Source organism: Streptomyces sp. Z423-1, from assembly GCF_013009255.1.
GTDB lineage: Bacteria > Actinomycetota > Actinomycetes > Streptomycetales > Streptomycetaceae > Streptomyces > Streptomyces gossypiisoli.
Genome location: NZ_CP053109.1, coordinates 7,915,426 through 7,925,376, shown reverse-complemented (window position 1 = coordinate 7,925,376; position 9,951 = coordinate 7,915,426). Strand labels below are relative to the sequence as shown.

Annotated in this window: 18 protein-coding genes; 5 read left to right on the top strand and 13 right to left on the bottom strand. The window is 70.3% G+C overall.

All coding sequences use genetic code 11. The features are described 5' to 3' along the window. Positions 1–138: 138 nt before the first annotated feature. The 11 genes from HJD23_RS35875 to HJD23_RS35830 form a co-directional block, all read right to left on the bottom strand. Positions 139–2,223, bottom strand: a complete 2,085-nt coding sequence (locus tag HJD23_RS35875; RefSeq protein WP_171117815.1) for an FtsK/SpoIIIE domain-containing protein — start codon at positions 2,221–2,223, stop codon at positions 139–141. Next, positions 2,220–3,515 (bottom strand): hypothetical protein, encoded by a 1,296-nt coding sequence (locus tag HJD23_RS35870; protein ID WP_171117817.1) that lies wholly within the window; start codon positions 3,513–3,515, stop codon positions 2,220–2,222. The genes HJD23_RS35875 and HJD23_RS35870 overlap by 4 nt, the downstream gene beginning before the upstream one ends. A 23-nt stretch (positions 3,516–3,538) precedes the next feature. Beyond that, on the bottom strand, positions 3,539–3,730 hold the full coding sequence (locus HJD23_RS35865; protein WP_171117819.1) for a DUF4236 domain-containing protein: 192 nt from the start codon (positions 3,728–3,730) through the stop codon (positions 3,539–3,541). Then, on the bottom strand, positions 3,730–4,047 hold the full coding sequence (locus tag HJD23_RS35860) for a hypothetical protein (RefSeq protein ID WP_171117821.1): 318 nt from the start codon (positions 4,045–4,047) through the stop codon (positions 3,730–3,732). The genes HJD23_RS35865 and HJD23_RS35860 overlap by 1 nt, the downstream gene beginning before the upstream one ends. 15 nt (positions 4,048–4,062) lie before the next feature. Next, positions 4,063–4,269: a hypothetical protein gene (locus tag HJD23_RS35855; RefSeq protein WP_171117823.1), complete on the bottom strand. Its 207-nt coding sequence runs from the start codon at positions 4,267–4,269 to the stop codon at positions 4,063–4,065. Between the two features lie 95 nt (positions 4,270–4,364). Further along, the gene (locus HJD23_RS35850) at positions 4,365–4,535 is read right to left on the bottom strand and encodes a hypothetical protein (RefSeq protein WP_171117825.1); all 171 of its coding nucleotides are present in this window, start codon (positions 4,533–4,535) and stop codon (positions 4,365–4,367) included. 59 nt (positions 4,536–4,594) lie between these two features. Then, the gene (locus HJD23_RS35845; RefSeq protein WP_171117827.1) at positions 4,595–4,768 is read right to left on the bottom strand and encodes a hypothetical protein; all 174 of its coding nucleotides are present in this window, start codon (positions 4,766–4,768) and stop codon (positions 4,595–4,597) included. A gap of 347 nt (positions 4,769–5,115) precedes the next feature. Next, on the bottom strand, positions 5,116–5,334 hold the full coding sequence (locus HJD23_RS35840; protein ID WP_171117829.1) for a hypothetical protein: 219 nt from the start codon (positions 5,332–5,334) through the stop codon (positions 5,116–5,118). 89 nt (positions 5,335–5,423) lie between these two features. After that, positions 5,424–5,555, bottom strand: a complete 132-nt coding sequence (locus HJD23_RS44800) for a hypothetical protein (RefSeq protein ID WP_277347787.1) — start codon at positions 5,553–5,555, stop codon at positions 5,424–5,426. Between the two features lie 73 nt (positions 5,556–5,628). After that, on the bottom strand, positions 5,629–5,964 hold the full coding sequence (locus tag HJD23_RS35835; protein ID WP_171117831.1) for a hypothetical protein: 336 nt from the start codon (positions 5,962–5,964) through the stop codon (positions 5,629–5,631). Then, positions 5,961–6,239 (bottom strand): hypothetical protein, encoded by a 279-nt coding sequence (locus HJD23_RS35830; RefSeq protein ID WP_240981032.1) that lies wholly within the window; start codon positions 6,237–6,239, stop codon positions 5,961–5,963. The genes HJD23_RS35835 and HJD23_RS35830 overlap by 4 nt, the downstream gene beginning before the upstream one ends. Positions 6,240–6,499: 260 nt before the next feature. Between HJD23_RS35830 and HJD23_RS35825 the strand changes: the two genes are divergently transcribed. From HJD23_RS35825 to HJD23_RS35805, 5 genes are all read left to right on the top strand, one after another. After that, positions 6,500–6,745 carry a hypothetical protein gene (locus HJD23_RS35825; protein WP_171117832.1) on the top strand — a complete coding sequence of 82 codons (246 nt, stop codon included), beginning with the start codon at positions 6,500–6,502 and terminating at the stop codon, positions 6,743–6,745. A 162-nt stretch (positions 6,746–6,907) separates the two neighbouring features. Continuing rightward, positions 6,908–7,546 carry an NUDIX domain-containing protein gene (locus HJD23_RS35820; protein ID WP_171117834.1) on the top strand — a complete coding sequence of 213 codons (639 nt, stop codon included), beginning with the start codon at positions 6,908–6,910 and terminating at the stop codon, positions 7,544–7,546. Then, a complete protein-coding gene (locus HJD23_RS35815) occupies positions 7,543–7,956 on the top strand; it encodes an NUDIX hydrolase (RefSeq protein ID WP_171117836.1) in 414 nt (137 codons plus the stop codon). The genes HJD23_RS35820 and HJD23_RS35815 overlap by 4 nt, the downstream gene beginning before the upstream one ends. Positions 7,957–8,236: 280 nt before the next feature. Beyond that, entirely contained in the window at positions 8,237–8,536 is a 300-nt protein-coding gene (locus HJD23_RS35810; protein ID WP_171117838.1) for a hypothetical protein, read from the top strand. Positions 8,537–8,665: 129 nt separating this feature from the next. Then, positions 8,666–8,911 carry a hypothetical protein gene (locus HJD23_RS35805; protein WP_171117840.1) on the top strand — a complete coding sequence of 82 codons (246 nt, stop codon included), beginning with the start codon at positions 8,666–8,668 and terminating at the stop codon, positions 8,909–8,911. A 54-nt stretch (positions 8,912–8,965) separates the two neighbouring features. Here the strand turns inward: HJD23_RS35805 and HJD23_RS35800 are convergent, their stop codons facing one another. Then, the gene (locus HJD23_RS35800) at positions 8,966–9,280 is read right to left on the bottom strand and encodes a hypothetical protein (RefSeq protein WP_240980886.1); all 315 of its coding nucleotides are present in this window, start codon (positions 9,278–9,280) and stop codon (positions 8,966–8,968) included. Positions 9,281–9,308: 28 nt separating this feature from the next. Next, positions 9,309–9,941 carry a hypothetical protein gene (locus HJD23_RS35795; protein WP_171117842.1) on the bottom strand — a complete coding sequence of 211 codons (633 nt, stop codon included), beginning with the start codon at positions 9,939–9,941 and terminating at the stop codon, positions 9,309–9,311. Positions 9,942–9,951: the final 10 nt, after the last annotated feature.

Genomic DNA, 9,951 nt, shown 5'->3' with positions numbered 1-9,951 from the left:
AGGGAAACGTGCAGGTGAGAGGTCGGACAGAGGTTGGACACTGGCGGTCAGTCGAGGGCTGAGCTGTCCTTGCCTGTCCGACCTGTGTCCAACCTGCGACCTGCGGTTATGCGGCGCGTGTCCGACCCCTGTCCAACCTCAGGGCCGGGCATTTCGGGCGGCGGTGATGTCCGCGAGGGTGTAGCCGAGGGTGCGCTCCCCGTCCGGCCCGGCGACCTTCTTCGCCTCCAGGTTGGTGCCGACGGACTCCAGCTCGTCCTTCAGCAGCTTGCCGACGCGGGACGACCAAGCGCGGTCCGTCTCGCCGTCTCGCTGCCCGTACTTGTCGGCCTGCGCCGCGGCCAGCGCGCGGAACACCTCGGCGTTCGTCGCACAGTCACGTCCGGTGGATCGGGCGACGATCTCCAGCCGCTCCAGGAGGGTGACGCGGACGATACGCCCGTTGCCGCGCTCGCCGCCGGCCGCCGAGGAGACGCCGGTCCAGGCGATCAGCTTCTCCTCGATCGGGTCGCGCCACTGGCCGGGCAGACGGCCTGCCGCCTTCCGCAGCTCGTATCCCTCGGCGATGACCGGCGGCCGGTCGTCGTCCTCGACGAGACCTGAGCGGGCGGGGATGGTTCCGGTGTCGGGGGTGGTGAACCAGCAGCGCCCTCGCTGGTTGAGCGGGATCAGCGAGGCGTCGTAGCCCTGCCCGGCCATGCCGTCACCCAGGATCGTGTTGGATGCCTGCGGCGACTCGGTGTTCATCGCCGCTCGCGCGACGAGGTTCTGCCGCAGCCGGCCGCGCACGACATCAACTTCCGGCACCTGCGTGGCCAGCTCCAGGAGAACACCGAGGCCGGCGCCGACGGCGGCGATCTGGCAGAGGTTCTCGACGATCTCCTCGACGAACGGGCTGGTGCCCTTGGCGGTGTAAGTCGCGAGCTCGTCGATCTCGATGACCTCGATGCCACCAATCTCCTCGATCAAGTCCTCGGTAAGCTTGGACTTGCCGCGCTCGTCGAGGAAGTCGGCCCGCCGGTCCAGGTCCTCCAGCACGGCCCGCGTGAACCTCACGAGCCGCTCAGGGTTCTTCTTCACGAACGTGGCCAGCAGCGGGGCGAGGGCGTTGTGCTCGCCGGACGCCTTGCCGTCGAACAGGCGCAGATTGATGCGCACTTCCTTGGCCATGGCGAGGTTCAGGTTGGCGAGGAGCATGCCCTTGCCGCTGCGGGTCCGGCCACCGATCAGCATCATCAGGTCACGCAGACGCATCCGGATGACGTTGCCGCGCTTACCGAAGAGGATCGGCGCGCCGTCGTTCCACAGATCCAGGGCGCCCTTGTGGCCGATGAGCGGGGACCGCCGGACGACACCGAACGGGTCCTCGCTGGCAACCCAGATCAGCAGCAGCGTCTCCACGCTGCCGACACTGAGGTCGAGCCAGTCGGAGTGCACGCCGAGCGCGGCAGCGACCTGCTGCTTCCTCGCGACAGCCACCGCTGCCGGGATGCCGGACGGGGTGTGGGCGGCGTAGGCGATGCCGGGGCCTTCGGTGTGCGGGATACCGACGCCGCGAATCTCATCAGCCCGCTTCTCGGGCACGGCGCCGGCCTCGACGAGGACGCGCCGCATGGTGTCCTCGCCCAGGTGGCTGGTGCGGGTCGGGGCCTGTATCGGTTTCACTGCGGGCTCCGTGGGCCGGCCGAACCAGGCACCGGTGAAGATGACGGCGAGCGCCATGAGGATCTGCACCCACAGCCCGCCCGCCACGGCGCCGACAGTCCCGCCGACGGTGAGGAGCAGGCCGCTGATGCCGGTCTTGATCCAGTGCCGCTTCTTGTGCGCCTTGAACTCGCTGCGGCGGACGTCGACGATCGCCTTGTACTTGGCCTCGTCGGCAGGCTTGCCCTTGGAGGCACGCAGCATCTGCTTGGCGGTGGCGATCTGCTGCCGGTAGTCGTCATTGCGGGCCTCCCACCACCTGAGGCACAGCCACCTGTAGCCGCGGACCGACCATCCGAGGTAGTACGGCGAGTGGGTGGCGTGGTAGCGGATCGCGTCGACCGCGTTGTCGCGGGCGTACACCGTCCACTGCCGCAGCTGCTCGCCGGACATCATCCAAGCCGGGCGGGGTCGCTTCTGGAACTCGAACCGCACCGGCTCGGGGTCTTTGACTAGGGTGGCGGTGATCTGCTCCCACTCCGGGTCCGGCGTGCTGCTCGGGGTCGTCTCGATGCTCACTGCGAGTCCTTCTCGGTGGTCTGCTCAAGGCGCGCCTGGCGCCGGGCGATGGGGCTGTACGGGGCGGTGTCGCCGGGCGTCCGGCGGGGCGGCGTGCCGCCGTTGTTGCGGCGTCCGTCGGGGGCGTTCGGGTCCTTCTTGGCGCGAGGGCCCTTTTGGGAATCGACCAGCGAGAAGTCACCGATTATCGGAACGTCGGTCGCGGCCTTCACGCGGGCCTGCTGGGCGCGTCCGCGAGCCTCGATGTCGAGGGTGATCCCGACCGTCTTGCAGCCGGTGACGAGGAGCCACGCCTCGGCCCAGATCTGCTCGGTGACGAACGCCGAACCGCGGGCAGAGCGAAGGGCGTCGGCGACCGCCCACACCTCCGGGTGGTGCTCCTTGCGGTCGGCGTCCTTGCGCCGCTGCTCCTCCTCGGCGCGCGCCTGCGCGGCTGCCTTCTCGGCGGCGGCCCGGTCCTCGGCGGCCTGCTTTTCGGCGCGGGCCTTCTCGCGGGCGGCGTCCGCCTCGCGCCGGGCGCGCTCGGTCGCGCGGCGCTCCCTGAACGAGGGGATGCCGTCGGCCTTCTGCGCGATGCCGTGCTCGTAGGCCATGAGGACGATCGGCCCGCCGAGGGAGGCGAGGGCGCCGATGAGGCCGGCGTTCAGCCCGATGTGGGGGTCGGTCAGGCCGTGCCACAGGTTGATCCCGGCGGCGATGAGCGCGCCGGCCATGATGCCGATCCGGTACGGCAGGACGTCCCGCCGATGCGCTACGGCCCAGGCGGCGCCGGCCGCGAGCACGAGGGCGAGGCCTTCCAGCAGGGCGGGGGCAGCCACGAGGAACGGCCGCTCGGGGTCCCAGAACGCGAGGAACTGCACAGGGGCGGCGATGATGAGGCCGACGATGTAGATGCCGCGGGCGCCCCACTTCCACAGGTTCTCGCTGCGCTCCTGCTCGGCCAGCTGCTGCGCCTCCCGCTCGGCTTCGTCGGCGGCGGCCTGCTCGGCTTTCTCCTTCTCGGCGTCGGCTTTGGCCTTCTCGGCGGCCTTCTTCGCGAGGTGTGCGGCGTGGTCGGCCTGCTCCTTCTCCAGGCGCATGCGCGCCCGCTCGTTCGCGATGCGGTCCTTCTCGGCTTGCTCGCGGGCGAGGGTGCGCTCGGCGTCGGCCTTACCCTCGGCTTCGATGCGGGCGGCTTCGGCTTCGGCGGCGGCGCGGGTCCGGATCGCCTCCGCCTCAGCCAACGCCACCGGATCGAACCGAGGCTCGGCCGCGGCGTGGCCGTTGACCTTCTCAATCGACGTGGCGGTCACGGGTGATCAGTCCTCTCGGTGGTCTAGCGACGGCGGTGGTTGTGGCGGAACCCGAAGGGGCCGGGCAGGTCGATGGAGGTGGTGCGGCGTCCGGTGCTGCTGATCGTGTGCCGGGGCCCGGACCGGGCGCCGAGCGTGATTGACCAGGAGCGGCGGTTGATGTTCAACCGGACACCGGGCAGGATCCGGAAGCTCTTACGGAACGTGATCGGCATCAGACGGCCTCCCTCTCAGCGAGACCGAAGCTGGCGGTGACCGCCTCGGCGGTGACCTCGAACAGATAGGTAACGTCGAGGTCGGAGTTGAACTTGCTGAAGCCGTGACGGCTGCTGCCTGGCAGGTAGCGGGCGTAAGCCACGTGCATGCGGGTGCCGTCCCTTGCAGCGAACTCGTAGGCGTGGAAAACGTCGGCGTAGCGGCGCCCGGAGCGGACAGCGGCGTGGCCCTCGGTGAGGCTGAGGTTGAGGTGGTCGCGCTGGCCGTTGACAATGGCCCGCTGAATGACGCGGTGACGGCGGGTACTGGCGGACATGGGCGGCTGCTCCTCTCAGGCGGTGGCGGGCTTGGGGGTGGGGCGGTGCTTCAGCCAGGCGACGACGCCGGCAAGCAGCAAGACCGGGCCGGGGACGACGCCGATGACGGTGGCCGCGCCAGCGGCAGCCAGACCGATCGGGGCGGCTGCGGCCGGCCACAGGCCGATCACGACCAGGACCAGCCCCAGCAGCAGCCAACGGGCGAACGGACGACGGAACATGACGACCTCACTCGGGTCGAAGGTGGACGGTGGGGGTTGCTGCGCCAGATCTCCTTGACCGGGCCCGCGCGGCGTCGGGCCCGGCGGACAGCCGGTCAGCTGAGGCGTTCGACCTTGACGTCGAGGTCACGGGGGTCGGTCTTGTCGGCCTTGACGCGGCGGTCGAGGTCGGCCTTGTCGTAGACGGTGACGGTGTCGGTGTCGCCGCCGAAGGGGTTGACCTTCTGGCCGGTGCGGCTGGTGGCGGTGAGCGCCCACTTCGGCATGTGCTGGTCCTCTCTCGGTTCGGTGGTCGTGTGGGTGGTGCTGGCCGGGGGATAGGGGGTCAGTTGCGGATGTCGAAGACGAGGCCGTCGGCGTACTCGACGATCGTCGGGCACGAGCCGCACGCGAAGACCAGACCGGCCCGCAGCATCGGCTCGCCGTGGCAGACCGGAATGTCTCGGTCGTCGACCTCGTCACCGGGCGACAGTTCGACGCCCTGCACGGTGGGGGTCATCAGTTGCAGTCCGGGCAGTGCTGGCCCTGACAGTTGTTGCAGCCGCCGTACAGCTGCTGCTCCTCCTGGATCTCTCGCAACTCCTGTTCCAGACTCTTGTCCTCGTCAGCCATCAGTCCGGCTCCTCTCTTGTTTCAGGGATTGGGGGGTTGGTGCGTGTCCCGGCCTGCGTTCGAGGCGTAGACCCTGGGTCGGTCGGGCCGGGACTTGCTGATCAGATCGGCTTGGACGGGATGCGGATCGGGTACTCGCGCTCGTCGTCGGACATGAACACCTCCCTCCGACTGATCGCGGGGCTAGGTGCCGGGCGCGGCTGGGGGATGTACCGCGCCCGGCAGTCGGTGGGGTCAGGCAGCGGCCGGGTAGTCGGCGTCGCCGTCGCGCAGTTCGTCGACGAGGGGCGGCTCGCCGGGGTGGGCCCTGTCGTAGGCGGCGGCCTCGGCGAGGACGCTCAGCTCGACCGTCCAGTCGCGGGCGGCGTAGAAGCGGGTGACGACGTCCGCCCGGTAGGCGGCGTCCTCGTCCTCGGAACGGGCCGGGGCGGTCGTGACCAGGGACAGAGACATGGCGGGATAGCCCTCTCGGGTCAGTGGATGGGGGGTTGGAGCCGCGGGGCGGAACGGGGGGACGGATACCGCCCCGCGGCGGTCGGGGGTTACTGCTGCTGCTCGGCGGCCCGGCGGGCGGCCTCCGCAGCAGCCTCGGCGGCCTTCTTCGCCGCCTCCAGGGCCTGCCGGGTCTGCTCGGCCAGCCCGCGCGCCAGCGGGCCCTGCTCCGCCGGGGTCACGGCGTCACCCCCTGCGGGTGCGGACGCGGCGGCCGGACCGGAAGCGGCGGCTTCGCCTTCTCGTGCTCGGCGCTCACGACACACCGTCCTCGTCGAGCGGCGGGTAGATCGAGCAGCGGATCGCGCCCCGCACCCGGTCGCCCTGCCACGAGAACTGCGTGTACAAGCGGACGACGCCGTCGTTGGTGCGCTCCGGGAAGACCTTCGCGTCCAGGTGCCGCGCCCACGCCTCGAACGCGGCCCGCTGCTCAGCCGGCGTCGACGTCAGCGAGTCCACGTCCCCGACCAGCGCCCCGGACGTGGCGATCGTCCAAGAGACGGCGGGCAGGTCGTCCGACTGCAGGAACTCGCCGAGCGCCTGGTGCGCGTCACGCTGCCACCGCCGCTCGTACATGGCCGAGGCGCTCACGACGCCACCTCGACGATCACGAGGAAGTCGTCCGTGGCGAGGTCCATGACCACCCGGGCGGGGACACCCTCACGGCGCTTCTGGGCGGCGAACGACTCCGCCGGCCACTGGCCTCGCGGGCCGCCGGCGGGGAACCGCTCCAGGACGGTGCGCTTCGGGCGCGGGGCCGGCGGCGTGGAGCGGACGAAGGACGCGGCCTCATGGGCCAGGCGGTCGGCCAGGGTCATGCCCTGGTGATCGGCGCGCTCGGGCGCCGGTACGATCTGGGTAGCCACAGGATCTCCTCTACAGAACCTGGTGGTCAGGCCCCGGCCAGGGAGTGGAGTCCCTGTGCTGGGGCCGTCTTCGTTTGTGGGTGCGGCCGGTGGAGCGGCTGCTGAAGCTTCGGGCGGTGGAGCGCCGTCGTCTTCAACACCCCCATTGAAAGGGTCTGCCGACGACCTGTCAACTCCCTTGGACCGAAAGGCTGAGACCAACCAGCCGCGATCATCAACACGGGGTTGAAGCGGGTCGAATCGATCCCTACCCTGACCGCATGACCAATTCGCTCACCGACGCCTTTGAGACCGCCACCGCCGCCGTGACGGCCATCGACGATCCGGTCGAGCGCTTCCAGAAGGCGCGCGATCTGCGCAGCGAGCTCGTGGACGCAGACCGCACCCTTCTGGAGATCCAGCGAAACGTGATCTGGGCCCTCTACGAGGGACGGACCTGGGCTGAGGTCGGCCGCATGCTCGGCTTCAGTGGCTCTCGCGCGGAGGCCATCGCGCGAGGCAGGTAGACGTGACTTGACCATGCCGTCCAGCCAACGCCCCCTGCGCGCGCGGTAGAAGGACAGCGCCCCGACACGACAACGCCATAGCGAGCACCACCCGACACCGCGGCGACACCGACCCGCCGCCAGCCCGCCAGACCCGAGCGCCACGAGCACGGGAGCCCCATTGTGGACGTCGTAGAGACCTGGACCGGTCGCTCCGCATGCCTCCTCCAGCAGGCCATGCGGCTGACGAACGAGGCGTTCGCCGAGCGCCTCGGAATCAGCGAGCGGACGATCAGCCGGTGGCATGCGTCACCGGACATGGTCCACCGGACCGAGGTACAGCAGATCCTGGACATCGCGCACAGGGAGGCGGGTGAGGACGTGCAGCGACGTTTCGCACTCCTGCTGCGCCCGCCCAGTCCGCGCATGGAAGCGCAGGCCCTGCGGGTAGCGATAGCGGTCGTGATCCGAGGCGACGACATCCTGCTGGTATGCAGGCGCGGGGACGGGGAGCTGCGCTGGCAGTTCCCGGCCGGCATGGTCAAGCCCGGCGCCGCACCGGAGACCGTGGCCGTGCAGGAGACGCACGGCGAGACCGGCGTGCACTGCACGATCCGCGAACAGCTGGGCGAGCGCATCCACCCGGTCACCGGCGTCGTCGCGTCGTACTACCTCGCCGACCATCTGGCGGGCGACGCGTCGAACCTCGACCCGCTGGAGAACGTTGACGTCGCTTGGGTTCCGCGCGCCGCGCTGACCCGCTTCATCCCGCAGGACCAGATCTTCCCGCCCATCCTGACCGCTCTGGAGGCGATCGCATGACGACCGAGACGACCACCGAGAAGCCTGGCATCAGCGCCGCCATCATCGTCCGGGACGGACGTGTGCTCATGGTCAGGCGCCGGATCTCGGAGGGCGAGCTGATGTGGCAGTTCCCCGCGGGCGCCATCGAGCCCGGCGAGGGCGCGGAGGACGCGGCCGTGCGTGAGGCCGGCGAGGAGACCGGGCTGACAGTGAAGGCGATCCGGCTGCTCGGCGAGCGGGTGCACCCGAAAACGCAGCGACTGATGAGCTACACCGCGTGCGAGGCGGTCGAGGGCGAGGCCCGCGTCGCCGACGCTGACGAGCTCGACGCGGTCGCCTGGGTCGCCCACTCGGAGATCACCGACTATGTGCCGTACCCGTTGTACGACCGGGTGCAGGAGTACCTCGACGAGGTCTTGCCTCACTGACGACTTTCGGCCACCCCTCCGCAGTGTCCGAATTGTTCGCGCTGAGGGGACGGAGGCGCGACGAATCCTACCGGACCAGCCAAATCGCCGATTACCGCAGATGAGAGGTGCGGCGAGTACCGGACCGGATCTACATTCAACGGCCCGAGAGGAGGCCGGAAGTGGCCTAGCGTGTGCCCCACTGAAACGCGAACGGCCCGGTGCTGCGAACACCGGGCCCGTTCTACCGGCGAGTTCAGGCTCGCCGATTCGGAAACCCCACCCGGGAAGGAAGGGAACCTTGAGCCAGCTTACCCATGCCGCGTTAGAGCGGCCCATGAAATCCGCCACGGACTACCTCCTCGACAGCCCGCTCCCCCAGTTGCTGGCCGAGCTGGACGTGGAACTGGCCGACTCGTCGATCACCGACCCGACGTTCTTCGGCGCGCTGGTCGAGCGTCGTGACGGCTCGCTGCTTCTGTCGATGCCGCCGGGCCGGTCCGCGTTCGAGCGAGACACCGCGGCGCGGATGCTGCTCGCAGAGGGTCTGGGGTTGGACACCCCGCCGGTGCCGGCGCCGCTCGCGGTGTCGCGCGGCTGACCCTCTCGCATCTCCCACCCCGCCTGTGTTGCACAGGCGGGGTGTTGTCGTTCGCGCCCTTGTGCGCGCCCTGCACTGCGCTGACCGTGGTCTATCAGCGGGGTGTCGCGACCACGACAGGGGGGATGCATGGCGCGCAGGTTGGATGACGCGGCTGGCCGGCTGCTGCTGGGTGTGGCGGTGGTGCTGCATCGGGCGGTGGCTGGTCGGGTGGCGCGGGTGCGGTGGCAGCAGCGGCGGAATGCGGCGTTGCGGTCCGCGCACCAGCGCGGTGTACCGGTGGAGGAGCTGGCCGTCCGGCTGGGCTTGTCGGCTGGCTGGGTGCGGCAGGTGTTGAACGGGAAGAGGCCGCCGGAAGTGGAGGAGGCCGCGTAGGCGGGCACACGAAAGGGCCCCGACCGCGGGTTGCGGTCGGGGCCCTTCGTCGTGTCAGGGCTGGTCTCGCTGCTGTTTACGCCTCTTGTAGTACTCGTCGCGCTCGGCTTCCTGCCGCTGGCGGTACTGCTCGTTCCACAAGCCGGCGAGTTCGCCGAGAGCGTCGCTGACGCGGCCGAGTTCCCACAGCAGGTAGAGGCTCGCCCCCGCGAAGGGGATCCAGTCGGCCCAACGGAGGATGTCGACCGGGATCCAGAGCAGGAAGGCCAGGACGAGGAACTTGGCGAAGGTCTCGCCCATGTAGGTCGGGTTGCGTTCGACGATGACGTGCTGGCCTCTGGCGTGGATCCACTGCAGGCGCGATTTCACAGGTCCCCCCTCGGGTTGCGGGTGGGCATCATGCCGCAGACCGGGCGGCGAGCGGCAGCCGGAGCGCTTCGCTGTGCCCGTACTGCGCCGAGCACGACGGGCAGCGGACGCCGGCGGTGTCGAGGGTGACGCGGAGGGTGCGTCCGCAGGTGCAGGTGACGCCGACGCGGCGGGCCGGCCGCTCCCCGCCGGTGGCCGCTTCGCACTGCCGCCGCAGGTGCGCGACCTCGCGGGCGAACTCTTCGAAGGCGCCGTGCTGTTCGGCCGCCCAGGGCAGGAGTATGCGCAGCCGCTTGACGGCCTGGTCGCACTGCTGCTGCAGGCCGCCCTCCCACCTCGGGTGCCGGTAGCCGAGCAGGTCGTGCCAGTCGACAAGCCACGTCTGCAGGATGGTCACAACGCCCCCGCGGGCGGCGAGGCTGAGCGGCTCCAGGCGGACGGGCAGCGGTGCGGTGCGGCTGCCGGAGACGACGGGCCCGCCACTGCCCGACCCGGGCGCCAGGCTGTCGCTGAGGCGGGCGTACAGCCCATCAGCCCCGGCGAGCGCCCGGAGCTGCTGATCGACGCGGTCGGTGCAGGGGCGGCAGGCCTGGTGGGTGAGCTCGTGCTCGTACAGGCCGTTGCCGCAGACGGTGCAGGTCGGCGGGAGGGGCTCGTTCACGGCGGTGCCT